The 23,412-nt window shown below is 68.1% G+C and carries 21 protein-coding genes and 2 pseudogenes; 7 read left to right on the top strand and 16 right to left on the bottom strand.

Going from position 1 to position 23,412, the window contains the following annotated elements; all coding sequences use genetic code 11:
• Positions 1-77: 77 nt before the first annotated feature.
• From ACSQ9I_RS14760 to ACSQ9I_RS14715, 10 genes are read right to left on the bottom strand one after another with little or no spacing between them, the layout of a single operon-like run.
• The gene (locus ACSQ9I_RS14760; RefSeq protein WP_436313604.1) at positions 78-1,247 is read right to left on the bottom strand and encodes an acyl-CoA dehydrogenase family protein; all 1,170 of its coding nucleotides are present in this window, start codon (positions 1,245-1,247) and stop codon (positions 78-80) included.
• 4 nt (positions 1,248-1,251) lie between these two features.
• Positions 1,252-1,782: a nuclear transport factor 2 family protein gene (locus ACSQ9I_RS14755; RefSeq protein WP_436313603.1), complete on the bottom strand. Its 531-nt coding sequence runs from the start codon at positions 1,780-1,782 to the stop codon at positions 1,252-1,254.
• Positions 1,779-2,159, bottom strand: coding sequence for a VOC family protein (locus ACSQ9I_RS14750; RefSeq protein ID WP_093111673.1), 381 nt, complete (start codon positions 2,157-2,159; stop codon positions 1,779-1,781). The genes ACSQ9I_RS14755 and ACSQ9I_RS14750 overlap by 4 nt, the downstream gene beginning before the upstream one ends.
• A complete protein-coding gene (locus tag ACSQ9I_RS14745; RefSeq protein WP_093111671.1) occupies positions 2,156-2,914 on the bottom strand; it encodes an SDR family NAD(P)-dependent oxidoreductase in 759 nt (252 codons plus the stop codon). The genes ACSQ9I_RS14750 and ACSQ9I_RS14745 overlap by 4 nt, the downstream gene beginning before the upstream one ends.
• A complete protein-coding gene (locus tag ACSQ9I_RS14740; RefSeq protein ID WP_436313602.1) occupies positions 2,911-5,064 on the bottom strand; it encodes an acetate--CoA ligase family protein in 2,154 nt (717 codons plus the stop codon). The genes ACSQ9I_RS14745 and ACSQ9I_RS14740 overlap by 4 nt, the downstream gene beginning before the upstream one ends.
• Positions 5,065-5,067: 3 nt before the next feature.
• Complete coding sequence (locus tag ACSQ9I_RS14735) at positions 5,068-5,829, bottom strand: enoyl-CoA hydratase/isomerase family protein (RefSeq protein WP_436304018.1); 762 nt, start codon at positions 5,827-5,829, stop codon at positions 5,068-5,070.
• The gene (locus ACSQ9I_RS14730) at positions 5,813-6,916 is read right to left on the bottom strand and encodes an acyl-CoA dehydrogenase family protein (protein WP_436313601.1); all 1,104 of its coding nucleotides are present in this window, start codon (positions 6,914-6,916) and stop codon (positions 5,813-5,815) included. The genes ACSQ9I_RS14735 and ACSQ9I_RS14730 overlap by 17 nt, the downstream gene beginning before the upstream one ends.
• Before the next feature lie 9 nt (positions 6,917-6,925).
• Positions 6,926-8,113 carry an acyl-CoA dehydrogenase family protein gene (locus ACSQ9I_RS14725; protein WP_436313600.1) on the bottom strand — a complete coding sequence of 396 codons (1,188 nt, stop codon included), beginning with the start codon at positions 8,111-8,113 and terminating at the stop codon, positions 6,926-6,928.
• A gap of 20 nt (positions 8,114-8,133) precedes the next feature.
• A complete protein-coding gene (locus tag ACSQ9I_RS14720; protein WP_436290406.1) occupies positions 8,134-9,096 on the bottom strand; it encodes a flavin reductase in 963 nt (320 codons plus the stop codon).
• Positions 9,097-9,114: 18 nt separating this feature from the next.
• The gene (locus ACSQ9I_RS14715; protein ID WP_436313599.1) at positions 9,115-10,206 is read right to left on the bottom strand and encodes an LLM class flavin-dependent oxidoreductase; all 1,092 of its coding nucleotides are present in this window, start codon (positions 10,204-10,206) and stop codon (positions 9,115-9,117) included.
• Between the two features lie 99 nt (positions 10,207-10,305).
• Between ACSQ9I_RS14715 and ACSQ9I_RS14710 the strand changes: the two genes are divergently transcribed.
• On the top strand, positions 10,306-11,217 hold the full coding sequence (locus tag ACSQ9I_RS14710) for a LysR family transcriptional regulator (protein ID WP_093111657.1): 912 nt from the start codon (positions 10,306-10,308) through the stop codon (positions 11,215-11,217).
• Positions 11,218-11,225: 8 nt separating this feature from the next.
• Here the strand turns inward: ACSQ9I_RS14710 and ACSQ9I_RS14705 are convergent, their stop codons facing one another.
• Positions 11,226-12,104, bottom strand: a complete 879-nt coding sequence (locus ACSQ9I_RS14705) for an SMP-30/gluconolactonase/LRE family protein (RefSeq protein ID WP_436315756.1) — start codon at positions 12,102-12,104, stop codon at positions 11,226-11,228.
• Positions 12,105-12,214: 110 nt separating this feature from the next.
• Between ACSQ9I_RS14705 and ACSQ9I_RS14700 the strand changes: the two genes are divergently transcribed.
• On the top strand, positions 12,215-13,450 hold the full coding sequence (locus tag ACSQ9I_RS14700; protein ID WP_436304012.1) for a CaiB/BaiF CoA transferase family protein: 1,236 nt from the start codon (positions 12,215-12,217) through the stop codon (positions 13,448-13,450).
• On the opposite strand, the gene ACSQ9I_RS14695 is transcribed toward ACSQ9I_RS14700, so the two are convergent.
• A complete protein-coding gene (locus ACSQ9I_RS14695; RefSeq protein ID WP_436313598.1) occupies positions 13,417-14,715 on the bottom strand; it encodes a DUF1254 domain-containing protein in 1,299 nt (432 codons plus the stop codon). The two genes, ACSQ9I_RS14700 and ACSQ9I_RS14695, sit on opposite strands and share 34 nt — an antisense overlap.
• 166 nt (positions 14,716-14,881) lie before the next feature.
• Here ACSQ9I_RS14695 and ACSQ9I_RS14690 point away from each other — a divergent pair, with 166 nt between their 5' ends.
• A complete protein-coding gene (locus ACSQ9I_RS14690; RefSeq protein WP_093111651.1) occupies positions 14,882-15,841 on the top strand; it encodes a Bug family tripartite tricarboxylate transporter substrate binding protein in 960 nt (319 codons plus the stop codon).
• 5 nt (positions 15,842-15,846) lie between these two features.
• Here ACSQ9I_RS14690 and ACSQ9I_RS14685 read toward each other — a convergent pair whose 3' ends face one another.
• Complete coding sequence (locus ACSQ9I_RS14685; protein ID WP_436313597.1) at positions 15,847-16,767, bottom strand: LysR family transcriptional regulator; 921 nt, start codon at positions 16,765-16,767, stop codon at positions 15,847-15,849.
• A 105-nt stretch (positions 16,768-16,872) separates the two neighbouring features.
• Between ACSQ9I_RS14685 and ACSQ9I_RS14680 the strand changes: the two genes are divergently transcribed.
• Genes ACSQ9I_RS14680 through ACSQ9I_RS14670 form a run of 3 tightly spaced genes read left to right on the top strand, consistent with a single transcriptional unit; the run spans position 16,873 to position 20,730 of the window.
• On the top strand, positions 16,873-18,582 hold the full coding sequence (locus ACSQ9I_RS14680; RefSeq protein ID WP_436313596.1) for an acyl-CoA dehydrogenase family protein: 1,710 nt from the start codon (positions 16,873-16,875) through the stop codon (positions 18,580-18,582).
• Between the two features lie 35 nt (positions 18,583-18,617).
• Positions 18,618-19,592, top strand: a complete 975-nt coding sequence (locus tag ACSQ9I_RS14675; protein ID WP_436313595.1) for a Bug family tripartite tricarboxylate transporter substrate binding protein — start codon at positions 18,618-18,620, stop codon at positions 19,590-19,592.
• Between the two features lie 7 nt (positions 19,593-19,599).
• On the top strand, positions 19,600-20,730 hold the full coding sequence (locus tag ACSQ9I_RS14670) for a CaiB/BaiF CoA transferase family protein (protein ID WP_436313594.1): 1,131 nt from the start codon (positions 19,600-19,602) through the stop codon (positions 20,728-20,730).
• On the opposite strand, the pseudogene ACSQ9I_RS14665 reads toward ACSQ9I_RS14670, so the two are convergent.
• A pseudogene (locus ACSQ9I_RS14665) lies at positions 20,699-20,956 on the bottom strand (LysR substrate-binding domain-containing protein); the annotation flags it as partial. The gene ACSQ9I_RS14670 and the pseudogene ACSQ9I_RS14665 overlap by 32 nt on opposite strands.
• Before the next feature lie 6 nt (positions 20,957-20,962).
• Here ACSQ9I_RS14665 and ACSQ9I_RS14660 point away from each other — a divergent pair.
• A pseudogene (locus tag ACSQ9I_RS14660) lies at positions 20,963-21,373 on the top strand (isochorismatase family protein); the annotation flags it as partial.
• Positions 21,374-21,506: 133 nt separating this feature from the next.
• On the opposite strand, the gene ACSQ9I_RS14655 reads toward ACSQ9I_RS14660, so the two are convergent.
• Together ACSQ9I_RS14655 and ACSQ9I_RS14650 are read right to left on the bottom strand one after the other, a co-directional pair.
• Positions 21,507-22,787 (bottom strand): TRAP transporter large permease subunit, encoded by a 1,281-nt coding sequence (locus tag ACSQ9I_RS14655; RefSeq protein WP_436313593.1) that lies wholly within the window; start codon positions 22,785-22,787, stop codon positions 21,507-21,509.
• Positions 22,784-23,380 carry a TRAP transporter small permease gene (locus ACSQ9I_RS14650; protein WP_436313592.1) on the bottom strand — a complete coding sequence of 199 codons (597 nt, stop codon included), beginning with the start codon at positions 23,378-23,380 and terminating at the stop codon, positions 22,784-22,786. The genes ACSQ9I_RS14655 and ACSQ9I_RS14650 overlap by 4 nt, the downstream gene beginning before the upstream one ends.
• Between the last annotated feature and the right edge of the window lie 32 nt (positions 23,381-23,412).

The following is a 23,412-nucleotide window of genomic DNA, read 5'->3' as shown; positions in this document are numbered from 1 at the left end:
TCCCAGGACTGGAACAATGTGTCACACGCTGCGGTAGCAGCGGCGACGAAGCTCCCTTTCAGGCCCGACCTGGTAGTTCATGACCCAACCGCGTCCTGTGCGGCCAGTGCGATGGTTCGTTTGGCAATGTTGACGAGGTGGATCTGACTCGTTCCCTCGTAGAGCCGGAACAGGCGCACATCGCGGTAGAAGCGCTCAGCCACATTGCCGGCCATGTAGCCGCTGCCGCCGAAAACCTGCACGGCCCGATCTGCGACACGGCCGCACATCTCGGAGGCGAACAGTTTGCACATGGACGCTTCCATCGTGACGTCGGCGCCGTCGTCCCGCTTGCGTGCGGTCTCGAGCACCAGTGCACGCGCCGCATGCACCTCCATGTTGCTCTCGGCGATCATCTGCTGCACCAGCTGGAACTCGCCGATCGGCTGCCCGAACTGGCGGCGTGATTGCGCGTGCTTCGCCATTTCCTCGACGAGCCGGATCGCGGGGCCGGTGCACAGGGCGGCCAGGTTGATGCGCTGCTTGTTCAGCGTCTTCATGGCGGTGCGGAAGCCCTGCCCTTCGATGCCGCCGACGATGGCGGAGGCTGCAACCCTGACCCGGTCCAGCACGACCTCGCCCACCGGGGAGCCATGCTGGCCCAGCTTGCGATAGGGCGCCGAAGTCGACAAGCCCGGTGTGCCCCGCTCGACGAGAAATGCGGTGATGCCCTTGGCGCCTTTCGCGTCCGGATCCGTCCTGGCGAAGACGGTGAACAGGTTGGCGATCGGTGCGTTGGTGATGAAGCATTTCTTCCCGGTGATCAGGAAGCTGTCGCCGTCGCGCACCGCGACCGTCTTCTGTGCCGTCGCGTCGGAGCCGGCTTCCGGCTCGGTCAACGCGAAGCAGCCGGTCATCTCGCCGCTGGCGAGCCGCGGCAGGTAGGTCTTCTTCTGCCCGGGCGTCCCGTCGACCACGATGGACTCCGACGCGATGCCGGTGTTGCCGCCGAAGCGCGCCCGGAACGTGGTCGCCACCTGCGAGACCTCGATGTTCACCAGCGACAACTCCTCCGTGCTCAGGCCGGCGCCGCCATAGGCCTCGGGGATGCTGTGGCCGAACAGCCCGATCTCGCGCATGCGCTGCACCAGCGCCTCGGGGATCTCGTCGTTGCGGTCGACCTCCTCCTCGAGGGGCAGGCACTCGGCGCGGACGAACTGCCGAACTTCGGCGAGCAGGGTCGAGAATTTTTCCGGGTTACGGATCACGTGTCTATCCGACGCGGACTTCCCGCAGCAGCGCGTACACCGAATCCCCGGGCGCTGCGCAACCCACCGGCTGTCGCACACCGAACAGGGCCTCATCGGCAAGCGCGAGCTCCGGGCGCTCGCGCTCCTCGATCCAGTCGTACACGACCGTCCTGGCGGCGATCCGCCACTCGCCGTGCCGGCGTTCGAAGCGGTCGACGTAGCGTCCGCACAAGAAGGTCTGCTTGGAGTTCCCGGCAGGAGCCTGCAGCGCAAGGAAATAGCTCTCCACCGCAGCGACACCATCATGCAGCTCGATGGAGACATTGCCCACCTGGTGCACGCGCCGGCCGCCCAGGCGCAGGCGTTGCAAGGCCTGATCGATGAAACCCGTGGCGCTGCCGTTCCAGGCGCCGTGGCAATCCGTGGCGTCCTCCCAGTAGGCGGATCGCAGCGCCGCCTCGTCGGCACGGTCGATGCCGCGGCAGTAGCGATTGAGGCACTCCCGGATCGCCTCGCGATCGAGCAGGGCCTGCAGCTGCGCAGCGGAGCTCATTGCGCCGGGGTGGCCGCGCGCTTGAACAGCTGCACGACGTTGCCTTCGGGGTCGCGCAGCGACATCACCGCACCGTGCGCCCCCATGTCACGGATGCCGAGCACCTGGCCGCCCGCGCCGGCGATGCGTTCCTCGGCCCCGGCGAAGTCCTCCACCTCGAACACCATCACGAGCCCGGACCTCGCCGGCGCCGCTTCTTCCTTGCACGCCACGGCCACACTGGTGTTGCCCACGCCGTACTGGAACCAGCGGTCCTTGTCCCGGAACTTGAGCTTGAGCCCCAGCGCGGATTCGTAGAAGGAATGCAGTTCGACCGGCCGCTGCGCCACCACGTACACGTTCTGCAGCCGTTTGGGAGCGCTGTCCGTCGCGCTCACAGCGAAGTCTCCGACGCGCCGCCGTCGAGGCGCAGCACATCCGCGCTGATGAACCGGGAGCCGTCGCCGGCCAGGAAGCAGATCGCGTCGGCGATGTCTTCCACCGTGCCGAGCCGGCCGAGCGGCGTGCGCGCGATGCGCTTCGCATCGAGTTCCGCGTTGCGGTGCTTCGCCGTGCCTTCGGTCGGCACCGCACCCGGCGCGACCGCATTGACGCGGATGCCGCGCGCGCCCAGGTCGGCGGCCGCGGCCCGGGTGATCCCGAGCACGCCGGCCTTGAGGCCGCTGTACACCACCGACCGGGCCGGCGACTTGAAGGCAGCGATGGACGCCACATTGATGATGGAGCCGCCGCGCTCCGGGTCCATCGCCTCGGCGGCGGCCTGGATGCCCCAGATCACCGACTTGAAGCCGATGTCGACCATGCGGTCCATCACCTCGGGCGTGATCTCCGCCAGCGGCTGGTAGCGCACCCAGGCGGCGTTGTTGACCATCACGTCGAGCCGCCCTGCGTCACGCGCGAAGCGCAGCACGGCTTCGCGCATGCCGTCGCGGGTGGAGACATCCTGCGCCAGGGGCATCGCCTTGCCGCCCAGCCGATGAATCTCGGCAACGGTTTCTTCGACGAATTCCTGCTTGAGGTCGTTGACGCCGACGGTGGCGCCGAGCCGGGCCATGGTCAGCGCGGTGGCCCGGCCGATGCCGTGGCCGGCGCCGCTGATAAATGCCACGCGGCCTTCGAGAGAGGGATTCATGGATTGCCTTTCGTTTCCGGCACCAGCAGCGCATCGAGCGCGAACGCGCCCTGCCCCTGGTCCATCACCACCAATGGATTGATGTCGATCTCCGCGACGACATCGGCGTGCTGCGCAGCGAATTGCGAGAGCGCCGCGACGGCGCGCGCCGCCGCCGCCACGTCCGCCTTTGCCCGGCCGCGCGCGCCGTCGAGCAAGGGGAAGGCCCTGAGCGAGCGCAGCATCTGCGTCGCCTGCTGTTCGGTCACGGGCGCGATCTGCAGAGCCACGTCACGCAGCACCTCGGCAAAGATTCCGCCCAGGCCCACCATCACGACCGGCCCGAAGACCGGGTCCTTCTTGGTCCCGAGGATCAGTTCGATGCCGCCCTGCGCCATCTGCGCCACCAGCACGCCGGCGATCCGGGCTTCTGGCGCCTTCTGCGCGACGCGCGCCAGCAGGCTGTCGTACTCGGTCGCGAGTTGCGCCTCCGAGCGCACGCCGACCACGACGCCGCCGACCTCGGTCTTGTGCGGAATGTCGGGCGAGACGATCTTGAGCACAACCGGAAATCCGATTTCGCGCGCCGCCGTCAGCGCCGCATCCCGGCTGGCTGCCGTGACTTCCTTCAGCACGGGAACGCCCGCCTGCGCGAGCGCCGCCTTGGCGCTCGCCTCGTTGGCGAATGCTTCTTGCGGCAGCGCATCGGTCGAAGACAAGGTCGCTGCCGTCGCGGCCTGTTCGCCCCGCGTACCGAGCCGCACCAGCGCCGCCAGGGTCGAGCAGGCCGCGTCGATGGTTTCCACCGTGGGGAAGCCCATCCGGTTCAGTTGCGCGATCGTGTCGCGCGGCGCTTTGCAGCACAGCAGGATGAGCCGCGACGGATGGTCTAGCCGCACCTGCTCCAGCGCGGCGATATACACGTCGCGCAGCCGCGGCATCTGGAAGGCATAGGCGGACTGCAGGATCACCGCATCGCACATGGGGTCTTCCGCCACCGCGGACAGCACCTGGACCAGCAACTCCGGCCGGCTCGACACCTGCGCGGTCATGTCGACCGGATTGCCGGGCGATGCGTACGGCAGCGCCGAGAGGATGCGCTCCTGCGCGCGCGCGGAAAGCTTCGGCAGATCCAGGCCCTGGGCGCTGGCCGCATCGGCCATCAGCACTCCGAAGCCGCCGGAGGCCGTCACCAGCGCGGCGCGCTTGCCCTTCGGCGCGCGGGCGGTGCCAACCACCGAGACGGCGTGGCCAACGTCCAGCAACTGTTCGATGCTCGGCACCCGGATGGCGCCGCCGTTGCGCAGCACCACGTCGAACACCGCGTCCGAACCGGCCAGCGCGCCGGTGTGCGAGGCAGCCGCTTCGCTGCCGGCGTGGGACACGCCGACCTTCAGCACGATGATCGGCTTGCCGGCCTCGCGCGCCATCGCCAGCGCCCGCACCAGCTTGCCCGCGTCGCGGCAGGTTTCCATGCAGCACAGGATCACCGAGGTGGCCGGGTCGGTGGCCAGCGAGGCGATGCCGTCGGCGATTTCCACGTCGCATTCGTTGCCTGTGGTGAGCAGGCGGCTGATGCCGATGCCGCGATCGACAGCGAGCCGCATCGTGTAGCTGCCGAGGTTGCCGCTCTGCGACACGATGCCGACGTGGCCCGCGGCGGGGAACGCCGACTCGAGCGCCACCGAAAAAGTGGCGATGCTCTTTTCCGCGACACCAATGGAGCCCAGGCAGTTCGGGCCGACCACGCGCATGCCTGACGACCTGGCCACCTTGCCGATCTCGGTCTGCAGCCGGCTGCCCGCTTCACCCATCTCGGAGAAGCCGGAGGAGAGGATGACCGCCGCGCGCACTCCGCTCCTCGCGCAGTCCTTGATCGCCTCCAGCACGCTCTCGGGGGGAACCGCCATCACGGCCAACTCCGGTGCCTCCGGCAGGTCCGCCACGCTCGCATAGGCCTGAAGCGACTGCACCGTGCCGCCCTTGCGGTTGATCGGATAGATCGCGCCGCGGTAGCCGTACTTCAGGAGGAACTGCAGCGGCCGCCCGCCGATCTTGGTCACGTCCTCCGACGCGCCGAAGATCGCGATCGAACGCGGCTGGAACAGCGCGTCCAGACCCCTTCCCACTTCCACGACTTCCACGACCTCCGCGACTGCAACGACGGCCATGGCTCAGCGCCCCTTGTAGACAGGTTGGCGCTTTTCCAGGAAGGCCTGGCGCGCTTCCTTGGCGTCCTCGGTCTTGGACAGCGCCATGGTGATGTTCTGCTCGAAGCGGTAGCCGTCGCGCTGCGGCATCAAATCCATCATGTTGGCGGCCTGCTTGGCGTAGGCCAGCGCAAGCGGGCTCTTGGATGCCATCTCCTGCGCGAGGCGCAGGGCCGCGGGCAGCAGCTCGTCCGGCGGCAGCACTTCGTCCAGCACGCCCCGGCGGTACAACTCGGCGGCGGGCACGCGCATGCCGGTGAAGAACATGCGACGCGTGAAGGAGCGGCCGAACATGGTTCGCAGCATCGACACCCCACCGGCCAGCCCCACGTTGATCTCCGGCATCGCGAAGCTCGCGTCCTCGGAGGCCAGGAAGATGTCGCAGGCGGCCATCAGGCCGAAGCCGGCGCCCAAGGCCGGACCATTGACGGCGGCGATCACCGGCTTGGCACACTCGCGGATCGCGTTGCCGGTCTCCCGCGTCAGGCGGTTATGGCCGAGGAAGTCGCCGGCCTTCTCCGGGTCCGGCCGATCCTTCAGGTCGGCGCCGGAGCAGAAATACTTGCCCGTGCCGGTGAGGATGGCCACGCGGATGTCGGCGCGTTCGGAGACCTCGTCGAACACATCGATCAGGCGCTGCCGCGTCGCGCGGTCCAGTGCGTTGACCGGCGGCTTGTTCAGCCGCACGACGGCGATGTGCTCGGAAACTTCAAGGCTGACGTTCATGGTGAACTCCTGGAAAGGTTGGTTGCGGCGCGAGCAGCCGCGCCGCATGCGTGAGGCGGTCGCCGTAGCGGAATTCGGAGGCGAGCAGGCGCTGGGCGAGGCGCGTGGCCAGGACCTCCTCGCTCACGCCCATGCCGCCATGCATCTGGATGGCGCTTTCAGCGCAGGTGCGGGCGGTTTCCGCCAGCGCCACCTTCATCAGGCGCAGGGTGCGACGCAGGTCAGCCGCGTCGCTGTCGTATTCCTGGAAGGCGTGCATCAGCAGGCCCTTGGCGCCGAGGTAGCGCACGTACATGTCGGCCGTGCGGTGCCTGAGCACCTGGAAGGACGACAGCGTCACGCCGAACTGGCGCCGCTCCTTCAGGTGGTTCACGGTCTGCTGGATCAGCGTGGCCAGCGCGGCCACGGTGTCCGTCGCCGTCAGCAGGAGGGCCGCGTTGTCGGCCTGGACCAGCGCGCGCTGAGCCTCGGCGCCGCGCGCGATGCAGGCCAGCGCCGGCTCCCTCAGGTGCTCCAGCCGGAAGTCGGCGCCGCGCCGCCCCTCCATCGTCCGGTAAGTTGTCGTGGGCGCGGGGATGCGCTCCTTGTCGACCAGGAAGATCGCCGCCTCGCCCGTCCCCTGCAGCACAGCGGGCACGAGATAGTGCGTGGCGGCCAGCGACACATCGACGCCCTGGACCACGCCGGTCAGCTCGCAGCCGATGTCCAGCTGCTTCGCCTGCACCGCGATGTCGTCCAGCGATGCGGACAGCGCGGTCAGCGGCGCGATCTTCGCGCTGCCCTCGCACACGGCTTCCAGCCAGCGCGCAGAAGCTTCGGGCGCCGCGGCCTGCAGCAGGATGGGCGCGACGGCACAGGTCTCCACCACCGGCAAGTGCAGCCCGTGCGTAGCGAGGCCTTCGACGATGGAGGCAAGGTCGGCCAGCGTGCCGCCGACGCCGCCGGACTCTTCGGGCACGACCGTACAGGCCCAGCCCATTTCCCGGATCGGGTCGGTCTCGGCGAAGTCCTGTGTCGCGGCGTGGTCCTGCGCGAAGCGGTCGGCCGCATCGAGCAGCATGCCGGGAAACAATGGCGTGAATGACATGGACACTTTTCAGGCTCCCAGCAATTCGTTGGCGACGACGTTGCGCTGCACTTCGGAGGTGCCGCCGGCAATCGTTCTCGCCCTCGTGAACATGTAGTTCTGCACCCAGGTGGCGCCGGGCACGCCCTCGCCGTCATGGGCGAGGAAGCGGTGGGCCGCCTCCGGCCCGACCGCATCGAGCGCGATGGAGGTCAGGCGCTGGGCGACGTCGCTGCACATCAGCTTGATCACCGAAGGCTGCACGCCGAGCGGACGCTGGTGCTTCAGGTCGTCCGTCGCATGGGCCAGGATGACGCGCGCACCCTTGACATCGGCTTCGGCGAGCAACAGCCGGTAGCGCAGGTTGCTGAAATCACGGCGCCCGACGGCGGCCTTCGCAGCCTCTTCCACCACGCGCGTGACTTGCCTTCGCACCAACTCCAGCCGCGCGACGTTGGCGGGCGGCAGGCGCTCGCGTTCCAGCAGGTACTTGGCGCAGGTCCAGCCCTTGCCGGCCTCGCCGATCAGGTTGGCGGCGGGCACACGCACCTCGTCGAAGAACACCTCGTTCAGATGGTGCCAGCCGTCGATGGTGCGGATCGGGCGCACCGTGATGCCCTTGCTGTCCATCGGCACCAGGATCAGCGAGATGCCGTCCTGCTTCTTCGCCTCCTTCGAGGTGCGCACCAGCATGTAGATCATGTTGGCTTCGTGCGCGTGCGAGGTCCAGATCTTCTGGCCGTTGATCACGTAGTCGGTGCCGTCCAGCCGCGCGCTGGTGCTGAGCGAGGCGAGGTCCGAGCCCGAGCCCGGCTCCGAGTAGCCCTGGCACCACCAGTCGGAGCCGTCCAGGATGCGCGGCAGGAAGCGCGCCTTCTGCTCCTCGGTGCCGAAGCGGATGATGACGGGGCCGATGTGGCCCAGACCGTGGTGGTACAGCGGCGGGCAATCGGCCTCGGCCATCACCTCCTCGAAGATCAGCCGCTGCTTGATGTCCCAGCCGGTGCCGCCGTATTCGCGCGGCCAGCTGGGCGCGCCCCAGCCCTTCTCATGGAGGATCTTCTGCCACCCCATGTACTCGCGCTTGGTGACCTTCTGGCCCGCTGCGACGACGGCGCGGATCTCCGGCGGGCAGGCGCGGCGGGCAAAGTCCTCCAGCTCGCGGCGGAACGCGGCGTAGGCATCCGCCTCGCCATCGGCGATTTCGGTGTTCGACATGTTGTCTCCTGTCCTGTTTTCTATGAGCGGCTGGGCTCGGCGGCCACGTCGCCGCCCGTGCGCAGCTTCGTGATCAGCTCGTCCAGAGCGGCCGCGGCCCCGTCCGCGTCACGCTGCCGAAGGCAGAGCACGACCTTGCGCCGAAGCGGAAACAAGTCCGGCCGCAGCCGCACCGGGACCACGTGCGTCAAGCGCTCGCGCAGGATGGTGGTCATCGTCTGCGCCATGAGCATGAGGGCTTCGTTGTGCCCGGCTGCCGCGATGGCAGAGAAGAAGCGACTGGCCGACTCGATGCGTTGCGCGAGCGAGTCCGTGGCCTGATGCCGCTCGATGCCGTCGACGGCGGCCTCGATGGCATCGATCTCGCCTTCGGTGGCTCGCTCGCACGCCAGCCGCAACAGCGTCCCATACAGCGTGCGATAGGCTTCGTCGAGATCGGCCGAGCCGAGCCGCCCCTGGATCACCAGCGTGCGAAGCGACTCCGCCAGCATCATGTAGGCGCCCTTGTAGAACACCAGCGCCTGGTCGGCGGGGCCTCCGCTCATGTGCTTCACTTCTCCGATGAAGACGTCGTGGTCGCCGGCCTCATGACGGGCGTGGACGCTGCACTCGAAGCTTGCCAGGCAGTCTTCGATGATCGGCATTCCGAGAGGCCCCGAGCGCCAGGCCACGCCCTCGAACTTGTCCGCGATCTTGCTCGAGGCAAAACGACTCGACAGCGCATCCTGGCGCTCGGACAGGATGTTGATGGCGAACGCATCGGCTTCAGCGAACGCGCCCAGCAAGCTGCTTGCCTTGCGCAGACTGAACAGCACCAGCGGCGGCTCCAGCGATACCGAGCTGAAGGAATTGCAGGTCAGGCCTGCGGGCCGTCCGTCGGCGGCACGTGTCGTGATGATCGCCACCCCCGTCGGAAAGCAGCCGAGCAACTGTCGAAACAGCGTCGGTTCGATGGCATCGCGGTGCAAGGTCGTGCTACTCATGACGTACGCCTGCGCGCCTCAGGCGGCGGCGGCCTCGGTGGCCGGCTTGGCCACGTGCGGCGGGTCGTTGGCGATCTCGCGCTGCACGGCGGGCATGATGACCTTGGCCCACAGTTCCAGGTGCTTCAGCATCGTCGGGTGGTCGAAGTCACCCATCTGCGTCTGGAAACAGTAGTGCACGGGCTTGATGGCGCGGATCTCGCGCACCACCCGCTCGATCACCGTGTCCACCGAGCCCACGGGCAACAGGGCACGCATCTCGTCCAGGGTCGGCTCGCCTTCCACCATCGTCTCGGCCACCTGGTAGTCCTCGGCGATCTGCGCCGTGCGGCGCTTCAGGCTGAGTGCCACGCGGCGCTGGTAGCGGGCGCAATCGAGGTAGCGATCCACTTCGGCCTTGTTTTCGCTGGCGTAGGCCGCGCGCAGCACGCCGACCGGCACCTGGGCCGGGTTCTTGCCTTCACCCAGGGCCACCTTGTCGATCAGGGCGCGGGTGGCCTGCAGCTTCTCCACGCCGCCGTCGCCGCCGGAGACGAACACGTGGTGGTCGCCACGCACGGCGCGGGCAAGGAAGGTCGGGTCCACGCTGGTCACCCACAACGGCGGCATCGGCTGCTGCACCGCGCGCTGGCTGATCGCGCTCTCGGGCTGCTGGTAGAACTGGCCGTCGTAGGCGAACTTCGGCTCCTTCAGGCCCAGCTCCAGCATGTCCAGCATCTCCAGCGTGCGCTGCTTGGAGGTCTCCAGCGAAACGCCGAAGCGCTCGAACTCGAAGTGCTGGTAGCCGGAGCCGATGCCCAGGTTCAGGCGGCCGTCGGACAGCTGGTCCACCATCGCGACGTCGGCGATCAGGCGGGCTGGGGTGTACAGCGGTGCGACGACAATGCCGGTGCCCAGGCGAATGTTGCGGGTGACGGCGGCGCAGTGCGCGATCATCGTGAGCGGCGACGAGCACATGCCGTAGTTGCTGAAATGATGTTCTGCGAACCAGGCGCCGCCGAAGCCCAGTTCGTCCGCCAGCCGCGTCTGCTCCACGGCATCGCGCAGGATCTGGTGAGAGGTTTTGTGCTTGTTTCGCTGCTGCATCAGAATGAAGATTCCGAAATCCATGACGAGGCTCCTGGTTGGCTTGGTTGCGTGGAGCGATCTTAGGAACGGAGTGCCTGCGCCGCGCACCACGCCGCGCACACCTTCTTTGCGTTTTCTGAAATGAAGGCCCTCGATTCGCTGCGGATCTTCGTGACGACCCTGCGGAAGGGAAGCCTCTCGGCCGCGGGGCGCAGCCTGAGTCTTTCGCCCGCCACCATCTCGCGCCGCATCAGCGCGCTGGAGGAAGAGCTGGGGGTGCAACTGGTGGACCGCACCAGCCGCAAGCTCAAGGTCACCGAGGCGGGACAGGCCTTCCTCGGGCGCGCGGAGGTGGTGCTGGAGGCGATGGCGGAGGCGGAGGAAGCCGCGCGCAGCTCGAAACTGCTGCCCGAGGGCCGTCTGCGCATCCACTCGCGCACGCAGATCGGCCTGCGCGTGATCGCGCCGCTGCTGCCGCGCTTCGCCCAGCGCCATCCGGACATCCAGCTGGAGTTCGAACTCTCCGAACACCCTGTGAACCTGGTGGAGCACGACTTCGACATCGACATCCGCACCGGCGAGTCGACCGATTCGAGCTTCGTGATCAAGCGGCTGCTCAGCAGTGACGAAGTGCTGGTGGCCAGCCCATCCTTCATGAAGGTGCACAAGCGCATCCGCCACCCGCGCGACCTGCCGGAGGTTCGCTGCCTCACCTACCGTCGCGAGCACGAGGCCACCACCTGGAAATACATCGACGAACAGGGAGAACAGCAGGAGCTGGTGATCCAGGGCGTGTTGAGCTCGAACAACGGCGAACTGCTGCGGCTGGCCGCCATCGGCGGCATGGGGATCGCGCTGCTATCGGAGCCCACGGTGCGCAGCTGCATCCAGGACGGCTCGCTGTTGCGGCTCCTTCCCGATTACCGGTTCGCGGTGCGCGGGTTCTCCAACGGCATCTATGCAGTGTTCCGCCAGAGCCGCGCGCTGCCGCTGAAAGTGCGCGCCTTCGTCGACTTCATCGCCGAGGCGCTGCGCGAAGGCGACGCGGCCTGAGGCCGGTTTCAGTCCGCGAAGCGGTGCGCCGGCATCCCGGCGGCGGGCATCCCGCTCAGCTCGAACAGGCCGCCGTCCTGCGGCAGGAGTCCCGCGAGATGCGTGCTCCTGGAGATCGACGTGACATAGGCAACTTCGAACTGCGGGCCGCCGAAGCACAGGCTGGTCGGATGCGTTGCCGGCAGTTCCACCATCCGGTCGAGCCGTCCGTCGGGGGCGAAGCGGGCCATCTTCCCGATCCGCGTCAGCACGGTCCAGACGAAGCCCTGAGCGTCCACGGTCGCGCCGTCGGGGCCGGATCCGTAACCCTCGGTCTGCGCGAAGACGCGCTGGTTGGACAACGGACCTTCCGGCGCGTAGTCATAGGCCCAGATCGTGCGGACCGTGCTGTCGGCCACGTAGAGCGTGCGGCCGTCGAGGCTGAAGCAGGGGCCGTTGGTCAACCCGAACCCGCCCGCAATGCGCTCCACGCAGCGGTCGGGCCGCAGCCGGTACAGGCCGCCGAGGACAGCGTCGCCCGGCTGGCGGTTGATGTGCATGGTGCCGGCGATGAAGTTGCCCCAGGGGTCGCATTTGCCGTCATTGAGGCGCACGTCCGGGTGATCGATGTCGATGCGCGCCAGGATCTCCAGCTTGCGCGTGGCGAAGTCGTAGCGGGCGAAGCTGTTCTTCAGCGCCGCGACCACCGAACCGCTCTCGCAAGGCGCAATCGAGCCGACCGGCGCGGGCAGGCCGTGTTGCTCGGCCTCGCCGGTGGCAGGCCACAGCCGCCGTAGCGTTCCCGCCAGCGAGTCGATCCAGCAGACGGCATGCGCGCGCGCATCCCAGCACGGGCTTTCGCCCAGCAGGTCCTTCGTCTCGCCGACCCTTCGAATCTCCACGGTCATCATGGGGTCGAAGTTTGGCGACGATCCGGCACAGCCGGCGGCGCGCCCTGCAAAGCAGCTTTGCAGTTCCTGCGTTCCCGTGGTCCCACTCGGCTCCTAGAGTCGCCCGGATGAACGAACGAGCCGCTCCTCCCCCGCCCCTGCAGGGCATTCGCGTCATCGAACTCGGCAACTACATTGCGGGCCCCGGCACCGCGATGACGCTGGGCGACCTCGGCGCGAAGGTGGTCAAGATCGAATCGCTGGAAGGCGACATGGCGCGCCACACGGGCCACTTCGGCCACGCCATGCTGCGCGCCTACAACCGCAGCAAGAAGTCGATCGCCCTGGACCTGCGCAATCCGCGCGGGGTGGAGATCGCGCTGCGCCTGATCGAGCGTGCCGACGTGGTCGTGCAGAACCTGCGGCCGGGCGCCGCCGAGGCACTCGGATTGGGGGCCGATGCATTGCGCGAGATACAGCCGGGGCTGGTCTACGTCTCGATCAGCGGCTTCCCCGCGGGCGCGCCCTCGCGCGACCGGCCCGGCTACGACATCGCGGCGCAGGCGGAGAGCGGCCTGATGTCGGTGACCGGCGAGCCGCAGGGCCTGCCGCAGAAGGTGGGCGCCACCATCATCGACACGGCCACCGTGCAGGTGGCGGCGCAGGCGATCCTGGCTGCGCTCTTCCGGCGCGTGCGCACCGGCATCGGCGAAACCATCCGCATCTCGCTGCTGGAAGTGGCGCTGAACCTGCAGCTGCCGAACTGGAGCGACTACCTGGCGCGCGGCGTCGAGCCCACCCGCAGCGGCGACGGCCAGCCGCTGAGTGCTCCGGCGGCAGACATCTTTCGCACGCACGACGGCATGGTCGTGGTCTCCGCCTACGTGCAGGCGCACTGGGTGCGCCTGTGCGAAACCATCGGCTCCCCCGCGCTGGCGACGGACCCGCGCTTCCTCACCAACGAGCTCCGCGTCGCGAACCGGCCGGCCATGAAGGAGGCCGTGAGCGAACGGCTTTCTCGCTACGGCACGCGCGAGTGCGTCGACCTGCTCACGCGCAACAACATCGTGGTGGGTGTCGTGCGCAGCTACAGCGATGCCCTTGCGGGCGAAGACTTCCGGGCCAGCAGCATGGTCATCGAGGCTGCGCCGAACGGGGATCGCCCCGGCTATCGCAGCTTCGGCCTGCCCTATGACCTGTGCGACACGCCGCGCCTCCAGACCCAGGCCGCACCGGCCCACGGCGCGCACACCGAGGAATTGCTGCGGGAGGCGGGATTGAGCGACGCCGAGATCGCGGCACTGCGCGAGGCCGGCGTCGTGAAGGCCGATCAGTCCACCCGCTCCACTGGCGGCAGCTTGTAGCGCCCCTCCAGCAGGCGCTGCTGCGGGTGGTACATCCGCAGGATCAGGTAGAAGGGGGCGTCCGGCGCTGGCAACCAGTTCGACCCGGGCGTGGCAGGCCGCCGGTGGCCCACGTGGATCGTCAGTGCGCCGTCCGTGTCCCGCTCCAGGCCGCTGCGGCTGCCGAGCGCATGCCGGCCGAACGGATGAGCGGCCAGGAAGCGGTCGTCGCCATACACCGTGATGGACCAGAACGCATCCACCGGCAGGTCGCCGCCGTCCTCGAACCGGATGCGGTATGCATTGCGCCCGTGCAGCAGCTCGCCGTGCCGGTCGTAATCGGCCGGCGCGTAGATCGCCTCGTCCGCGGCCAGCGCGCCGATGCCTTTCCAGGCGGTGGCTGCGCGCAGCATGTAGTCGTTGCCGAAGCGGCCCAGGCGCGTGGAGAAGCGCCACGGCGCCTTGGATGCGGTGTGGGTGTGGCCTTCGATCAGCGCCATGCCTTCGCGATACGCCCCGCGCAAGCCCTCGATCGCGGCGCCGCGCAACTCGGTGAGCACGCCATCGGGTGGCAGCGCGATGTTCGCGGCAGTGAGCAACTCGAGAGGCGCGCGCTGCGACGGCGGCGGCGGAAAGTCATTGAACGCCCGCGCCAGGTTGGAAAAGAAGTCGAGCGCCGCATCTCCCGTGTCCTGCCACTGTGCCAGGCTCGCGAACGGCGCCGGCGCGGACGCGCCGTGCAGCCGGAACCCGGCTTGCATCGCACGCGCCGCAGGCAGGTCCGCCTCGCCGTCCACGATCACGCGGCCGAGCAGCCACACCAATGCGGAAGGACAACGAACGGCGATCGTGCCTGCCGCTGCGAGCGACTCCGGCGCGTCCGGGCCCAGGAGTGCATAACGAGCGCCCTCGGCGGGCACGTTGCGCGTGCCGAGGTTCTGGAAGTTGTTGGTGTAGACATCCAGGAGCTCCACGACGAAGAAGCGGCTGCGCGCCGGGATCTCCAGCACCACGGGCCCATGGCGAAGGTCCAGCCAGGCGTTGCTGTAAAGCAGGTCGACGGTCGGCGTGTTGAAGTCGCGGTCGCTGTGGGTCCACTGCCGCGTGCTGTGCGCGATCGTGTTGAACGGCGCCCGACCATGGCCCGGCTTGCCGGACATCGCCTGTCGCCGGCAGGTCTGCAGCGCCTCCAGCAGCGGATAACCAGCGATCACGGCCGGCAGCGCGGCCTGCATGGCCCACCGGGCCTGGATGGATGACGGCGTCGCCGGAACTGTGGATGTCATTCGATGAAATGAACCAACGGATGGACGCAGGATAGGCCGCGCAGGCCTGCCCCGCGTGCACGACATACAAAGCAGCTTTTCATTCCCTGCACGTCCGCGCGCTGTACCCGACCATAGACTGAGTCCAGGATTTACCTGCCCCTCCGAGGGGACAAAAGGAGACAAAGTGAGCTATCGGAAATTCATCTCGGGACTGCTGTCCGGACTGGTCGTGGCGCTGGGTTCGGCCCAGGCGCAGACGGCCACCAAGATCGTCGTTCCCTTCGCCGCCGGTGGCGGCACCGACCAGTACGTCCGCATCCTTGCAGCCGAACTGACGAAGCGCGGGACCCAGGTCATCGTGGAAAACAAGCCCGGCGCCAGCGGAATCGTCGCCGCAGACTACGTGGCGAGGTCGCGCCCGGACGGGCTCACCGTGCTGGTGTCGTCGCTGGGAACCCTGGCGAACAACACCGTCCTCTACGAGAAGCTGCCCTACGATCCCAACAAGGACTTCGCGCCGGTCACGCAGATCGCCTACCAACCGGCGATCATCGTCGGCCGGGCCGACCTGCCGTACACCAACATCAAGGAGATGGTCGCGTACGCCAAGGCCAACCCCGGCAAGATCAACCGCGGCTCCCCGGGCGCGGCGATCCTGACCAACCTTGCTCCCATGAGCTTCGAGAAGGCCGTCGGCATCAGTACAACCCATATCCCCTTCAACGGCGATGCCCCCGCCGTGCAGGCCCTGCTCGGCGGCCAGATCGACATCCATGGGACGTCCATCACCGGCTCCTTGCCGCATATCCGCAGCGGCAAGCTCCGCGTGTTGGGCGTGATGGACAGCCGCAGGCTGCCGCAGGTTCCCGAGGCGCCGACGTTCAAGGAGATGGGCTACGACTTCGACGCCACGCTGTGGTACTCGCTCTCGGTGCCGTCCGGCACGCCGAAAGACGTGATCGACCGTCTGAACAAGGCCGTCAACCAGGTGATCGCCGACCCGGAGTTCATCACCAAGGCCCGCGCCATTGGCATGGAGCCGCGCGGCGGCACGCCCGAGGAACTGGCGAAGTTCGTGCGCACGGAGCACGATCGCTGGGTCCCGCTGCTCCAGAGCCTGAACCTGCCCAAGCAAGTCCACTAGGTGATTCAAAGGCCGCCCGGGGGCGACGCCCCCGATTGGCGACGCGGACCCAAGCTCCGCGCCACTTCATCGAGCAGCCGCGGCACCAGCACGTTCTGCGGCGACGCGAGCCATACGCCGTAGGCCTCCGACGACGTGCTCGCGCCCTCCAGCGGACGAAACACCGCCCCCGGCAGCGCGCAATGGCGCATCGCGTCGGGCACCAGCGCCACGCCCATGCCCTGCGACACCAGCGACACCACGGCCAGCCAATGGCGCACCTCCTGGCGCACCTCGGGCCAGAAGCCGGCGTCGGCGCAGATCGACAGGATGCGCTCGTGGTAGTCGGGCGATGCGCTGCGCGAGAACAGAACGAAGGACTCGTCGCGCAGACCGGCGAGCGCGACCTTGCGCTTCTTCGCCAGCCGGTGCTGGGCCGGCAGGCAGGCGACGAAGGGCTCGGACACCAGCAGCCGGTACTGCAGTTCGGCCGGCACGCGGCGTGTGTGGACGAAGCCGACGTCCAAGCGGTCGTGCAGAAGCTCGGCCATCTGTTCGCCGGAGTTGAGCTCGGCCAGCGTCACGCGCACCGCCGGATGCGCCGCCTGGAAGCGCGTCAGCGCCTGCGGCAGCCCGCGGTAGAGCATGGCGCCGACGAAGCCGATGCGCAGCCGCCCCGCGGATCCTTGCGCCACGTGCCGCGCCTCCATTCGCGCCTCGTCCGCATCGCGCAGCAGCGCGCGCGCCGAGGCCTGCAGCGTCTGGCCCGCGGCGGTGAGGCGCACCGCCTTGCTGTTGCGCTCGAAGAGCTGCGCGCCGACCGATTCCTCCAGCTGGCGAATGGCCACGCTCAGCGGCGGCTGCGAGATCGCCAGCCGCCGTGCGGCCCGGCCGAAGTGCAGTTCTTCGGCCAGGACGATGAAGTAGCGCAGGTGGCGAAGCTCCATGGCGAGGCCCTTTCAACAATAGTCATATCAGATTGATCAAGACCAATCTGATATTAGACAAGAATCGTCGCCGCACCAAGAATTCGGGGAACAAGGAGACAAGCCATGCCCAGCCACGCTGCGACCGCCGACGGCACTGCCGTCCATCCCGTACCCGACCGCCACGGCCGGAGCCTCTACGCCGACGACACCGAACTGCACAGGTTGCTGGCGCTCTACCTGCCGGCCGACCTGCTGGCGCACATGCAGCCGCACTTCGAGCGCCTTGGGGCCCTGGCTGGTGGCCGGCTCGACGAGCTCGCGCACACCGCAGACCAGAACCCGCCCACGTTGACGCTGCGCACCCGCACCGGCGTCGACGACCCGCGGGTCCACAAGCACCCGGCGTACGTCGAGATGGAACGGCTCGCGCTGAGCGAGTTCGGCCTCGCCGCGATGTCGCACCGCGAGGACACGCTGGGATGGAAGGGCCGCATGCCGCCGCTGGTCAAGTACGTGCTGACCTATCTCTTCGTGCAGGCCGAGTTCGGCCTGTGCTGCCCGGTGTCGATGACCGATTCGCTGGCGCGCACCCTGAAGAAGTTCGGCAGCCCCGAGCTGGTCGAGCGTTTCATGCCGCGCTTGCGATCGCTCGACTTCGACACGCTGGCGCAGGGCGCGATGTTCATGACCGAGCAGGCTGCCGGCTCCGACATCGCCGCCACCGAGACCCGCGCCTGGCAGGACGAGCAGGGCCAGTGGCGCCTGGGCGGTGACAAGTGGTTCTGCTCCAACCCCGACGCCGACTTCGCGATGGTGCTGGCGCGCGTCGACGGCGGCCCGCCGGGCATGAAAGGCGTGTCGCTGTTCCTGCTGCCGCGCCAGCTCGACGACGGCAGCGCCAACCGCTACCGCATCCTGCGGCTCAAGGACAAGCTGGGGACGCGCTCGATGGCCAGCGGCGAGATCCGGCTCGAAGGCGCCCTGGCCTACCTGGTGGGCGAGCAGGGCCGTGGCTTCGTGCAGATGGCCGACATGGTGAACAACTCGCGCCTGTCGAACGGCGTGCGCGCCGCCGGCCTCATGCGCCGCGCGGTGGCCGAGGCCGAGTACATCGCGCACGAGCGCCGCGCTTTCGGCAAGCGGCTGGAAGACATGCCACTGATGCAGCGCCAACTGCAGAAGCTGCGGCTCCCCGCCGAGCAGGCGCGCAGCATGGTGTTCCAGACCGCCCAGGCGCTGGCACGGTCCGACGACGGCGAGACCGCCGCCTACCCGCTGCTGCGCATCCTCACGCCGCTCATCAAGTTCCGTGCCTGCCGCGATGCGCGCAAGGTGACCGGTGACGCGATGGAAGTGCGCGGCGGCTGTGGCTACATCGAGGAATGGAGCGACCCGCGCCTGCTGCGCGACGCGCACCTCGGCTCCATCTGGGAAGGCACCAGCAATATCGTCGCGCTCGATGTGATCCGCGCGGTGAAACGCGAAGGCTCGCTGCCGGTGCTGCAGGCGCACTTCGAGGCGCTGGTCGACGACGCGCCGCTCGCGCCTGCCTTTGCCGCCGCGCTGCGCGATGCTCTCGCGCGCGCCGTAGCGCTGGCGTTGCTCGCGGCCGCAGACGGCGGCGACCGCCTCGCGCGGCAGGCCGCGTCGGCGCTCTACCACGTGGCCAGCGCCATCGCGATGGCCTGGGAGGGCGCGCGTGGCGGCTCGGCGCAGCGTATCGAATGGGCGCAGCTCGTACTGCTGCACCGCGTGTTGCCGCGTGACCCGCTTGCTGCATTGGCGGTGCCGCGCGACTGGACCGCCGATTCCCCGGAGGCCCTCACGGCCTGACCCCTTCTCACCCACACAACGACGGAGACAAACCCATGCGACTTCTCGCCACACTCGTGCTCGCCAGCGCCGCGGCCCTGCCCTTGCTGCCTGCGGCACAGGCCGACACCTTTCCCGACAAGCCCGTCACGCTCGTGATCCCGTTTCCGCCGGGCGGCCCGACCGACGCGATGGCGCGCACGCTTGCTGCAGAGATGAAGGACCGCCTCGGCCAACCCATGATCGTGGAGAACCGCGCCGGCGCCGGCGGCAACATCGGCGCCGACTACGTCGCGCGCGCCACGCCCGACGGCCAGACGCTGCTGTTCGGCACCTCGGGACCGTTGGCTATCAACGCCAGTCTCTACCGCAAGGTGAGCTACGACCCGGTGAAGAGCTTCGCACCGGTGATCCAGGTCGGCCATCTGCCGAATATCCTGGTGGTGAACCCCGCCGTGCCGGCGAAGAACGTGAAGGAACTGATCGCCTACGCCAAGGCCAACCCCGGCAAGCTGAGCTACGCCTCGTCGGGCAACGGCGCGTCGTCGCACCTGGCCGGCGTGCTCTTCAACGCCTCGGCCGGCGTCGACCTGCAACACATCCCGTACAAGGGCACCGGGCCTGCGTTGAACGACCTGCTGGGCGGCCAGGTGAGCATGAGCTTCACCGACGTGCTCACCGCCCTGCCCTATGTCAAGGCCGGCAAGCTGCGCGCGCTGGGCGTCACGACGGCCGAGCGTTCGCAGGCGCTGCCGGATGTGCCGACCGTCGTCGAGCAGGGCGTGCCCGGATACGACGTGAGCGTCTTCTTCGGCATCGTCGCACCGGCCGGCACACCGCCCGAGCGCATCGCCAAGCTCAACCAGGCCTTCGTCGAGGTGCTCGACACGCCCAAGGTGAAACAGCTCTTCGCCTCGCAGGGCCTGGAGCCGGCGCCCGCCCACACACCGCAGCAACTGGGCAAGTTCATCCAGGCGCAGATGAGCAAGTGGGCCGGCGTGGTGAAGCAGTCCGGCGCGCAACTCGACTGACACCGCCATGAACGCATCGCCTTCCTCCACCGGCGCGCTGGCCGGCATCCGCGTGCTGGACATCTCCCGCATCCTCGGCGGCCCCTACTGCGGTCAGATCCTCGGCGACCACGGGGCCGACGTGCTCAAGGTCGAGCCGCCGCAAGGCGACGACACACGCACCTGGGGCCCGCCCTTCAAGGACGGCGTGGCTTCGTACTACCACGGGCTCAACCGCAACAAGCGCACGATGCACCTCGACCTCGGCAGCGCCGACGGGCGCGAGGCGCTGCTCGCGCTGGTGGCCGAGGCTGACGTACTGATCGAGAACTTCAAGACCGGCACGATGGAGCGCTGGGGCATCGGCTACGAGACTCTGGCGCAGCGCTTCCCGCGGCTTGTGTGGTGCCGCGTGTCGGGCTTCGGCTCCGACGGCCCGCTCGGCGCCCTACCCGGCTACGACGCCGCGGTGCAGGCGATGACGGGCATCATGAGCATCAACGGCGAGGCTGACGGCGGGCCGCTGCGCGTAGGCCTGCCGGTGGTCGACATGGTGACGGGCCTCAATGCGGTGATCGGTGTGCTGCTGGCGCTGCAGGAGCGCCAGCGCAGCGGACGCGGGCAGTTCGTGGAGGCGGCGCTGTACGACAGCGGCCTGTCGCTGCTGCACCCGCATGCGGCGAACTGGTTCGTCGACGGCAAGGCGCCGAAGCGCACCGGCAATGCGCACCCCAACATCTACCCCTACGACGCGCTGGCGACCGGCACCGAACCGGTCTTCGTGGCGGTCGGCAACAACGGACAGTTCGCGGCCTTCTGCCGCTGCATCGGCGTGCCCGAGCTGGCGGACGATCCGCTGTACGCCACCGCCGGTGCCCGTTCCGTGAACCGCGAAGCGCTGAAGGCAACGCTCGAAGCCGCGATGAAGGGCTTCGACGGCAACGCGCTGATCGACACGCTGATGGCCGCCGGCGTGCCCGCCGCACCGGTGCTGCCGGTCGACGCGGCGCTGGCGCATCCACACACAGCGCACCGCGGCATGGTGGTGGAGATGGCCGGCGGCTACCGCGGCATCGGCGCGCCCGTCAAGCTCGCCCGCACACCGGCGACGTATCGCCACGCGCCGCTTACTCCGGGCGAGGGCTTTGAAGCGCGCTGAGATTCACTCGTCGGGTGGCCCGCGGCTTCGAGGTCGGGCGAGCTTGCTGCCCCAAACGCTCCTGCAGGAACTCGAGAAAGCGCTGCGTCTTCGCCGGTAGCAAACGGGTCTCGGTGAGTGCGTAGACGGGCGTCGGGTTGGCCTGCCACCCTGGTAGAACCCGTCGCAAGCGACCGGCCACCACATCCTCGGCGGCCACCTCCTCAGGCAGCAGTATCACGCCCAAGCCAGTGAGTACGCCCAAGGGCCGCTGCTCAGCGAGTTGGCGGACATCTTTCCGGCCGAGTTCGCCGCTCGCATCAAGCGCGCCGGCGTCGTCAACGCCATGGACGACGAGAACTTCGCTGCGGCGGTGAAGTCGACCGGCCGCAGGAAGTTCATCATCGCCGGTGTGACCAATGACGTGTGCACGGTCTATCCGGCGCTGACCCTGGTATCGCAAGGCTATGACGTGCAGGTGGTCGCGGACGGCGGTGGCTCGCCGAGCAAGTTGGCCGACGACATGGCGCTGCGTCGCATGGAGAAGAACGGCGTCACACTGACCAGCACCAACCAGCTGATCGCCGAACTGGCAGGCAGCTGGGCCACACCTGAAGGCGGCCGCATCGTGCAGGACGTGCTGATGGACGCACTGCAGGGTTAAAAATGTCGCATGCAGCCAATCGTTGAGCGCTGCTCGAGCCGCAGCGATTGGCATGCAGTCTGCTCTAGTTGTGATGTTTCAGTAGATTGTTCAACGTCCGCTTGTTCCCCGTGGATGGCGCCGTGCAGCCACTTCAGCCGCCGAACCACTTGGCCGGCACGGTGACGAGTTGCGGGAACAGCACCATCAGGAACAGGATCGCGAACTCGGCCGCCATGAAGGGCAGCACGCCCCTGGTCACATCGTCCATCTTCATGCGCCCGACACCGGCTACCACGTTGAGCACGGTTCCGACCGGCGGCGTGACCAGGCCGATCGAGTTGTTGATGATGAAGAGCACACCGAAGTAGACCGGGTCGATGCCCGCCTGCTTGATCACGGGCATCAGCACCGGCGTCAGGATCAGGATGGTCGGCGTCATGTCCATCGCCGTGCCGACGATCATGCACAGCACCATGATCGCGATCAGCAGCATCGTCTTGTTGCCCATGAAGGGCTCGAGCAGGCCAATCACCTTGCCCGGCAGATCGGCCACCGTGATCAGCCACGCCGACACCAGCGCGGCCGCCACCAGGAACATGATGACGGCCGTGGTCTTGGCGGCACTCACGAACACGGCGTACAGCTGGCCGATCTTTAGTTCGCGGTACACCACCGTGGCAACGAAGAAGGCGTAGACGGCCGCCACCACGGCCGCCTCGGTCGGCGTGAATACGCCGAAGCGCAGCCCCACCAGGATGATCACCGGCAGCATCAGGGCCCAGGTCGCCTGGCGCAGCGCCGTCCAGATCTCGCGCGCCGATTTGCGCGGCGGCGGCACGATCTTTTCCTTGCGCACCAGGAACATCCAGGTGAGCCAGAGCGAAGCGCCGATCAGGATGCCGGGGAAGATGCCGGCCAGGAACAGCTTGGAGATCGACACGTTGGCCGCGACGCCGAAGATCACGAAGGCGATCGACGGCGGGATCACCGGCCCGATCACGCCCGAGGCCGCGATGAGTCCGCCGCAGCGCGCTTTGTCGTGGCCGGCGGCCACCATCATCGGCAGAAGCAGCGCCGTGAGCGCGGCCGCATCCGCCACTGCCGACCCCGACAGGGCCGACAGCAGGATAGCTGCGAGGATCGCCACGTAGCCCAGCCCGCCCCTGATGTGGCCGACGAGGGCCAGCGCGACGTCGATGATGCGCTTGGACAGGCCGCCCACATTCATGATCTCGCCGGCCAGCATGAAGAAAGGTACGGCCAGCAGCGGGAAGCTGTCGGCGCCGTTGACCACGTTCTGCGCCAGGATCTGCGCATCGAACAGGTCCAGGTGCCACATCAGCGCCACGCCGGTGGCGAGCAACGCGAAGGCGATCGGGATGCCCAGCGCCATGGTGCCGAGCAGCGCGCCGAGGAAGATGGCGACGGTCATGTCCTGCTCCTGGCCTGCTCGTTGGCGGCAGGCGCCGACTCCGCGTTCTGTCGCGCCAGCTGCGCCTGGAGTTCCTCGAATTCGGCGGCCTCCTCCGACTCCTTGACCATCACCAGTTCGTCGTCGCGCAACTGCCCGCTCAAGGTGCGCCACAGCTCGCGCAGCAACAGCACACCTGCCGACACCGCGAACACGACGCCGGCAAGATAGAAGATGGCGATGGAGGCACCCGTCACCGGCGCCTCGACCTCCCAGTTGATCTTGACCTGTGCCAGGCTGCCGGAGAAGAGCAGCCAGGTGACGTACAGCATCAGCAGCTGGCCCAGGACCAGGCAGACTTTCTTGCCGGCCACCGGCAGACGCGCGACGAGCATGTCGCTGCCGAGGTGCGCGTGCTCCTTCAGCGCGACGATGGCGCCGAGAAACACCAGCCAGACGAACAGCCAGCGCGACACCTCTTCCGACACGGTGATGCCGGTATTGAACGCATAGCGCAACACCACGTTGCCGAACACCAGCACCACCATGATCGCGAGCGCCAGCGCGACCAGCGCATCGAGCAGTTTGCAATAGCCATTGATCAGTCGGTTCATCGACGTCCCCTCATGACGCGCCGTGCGCGCCC

This window comes from Variovorax sp. LjRoot84, from assembly GCF_964254305.1.
Taxonomy (GTDB): Bacteria; Pseudomonadota; Gammaproteobacteria; order Burkholderiales; family Burkholderiaceae_C; genus Variovorax.
The sequence above is the reverse complement of the archived record's forward strand: the minus strand, read 5'-3'. Positions and strand labels throughout refer to the sequence as shown.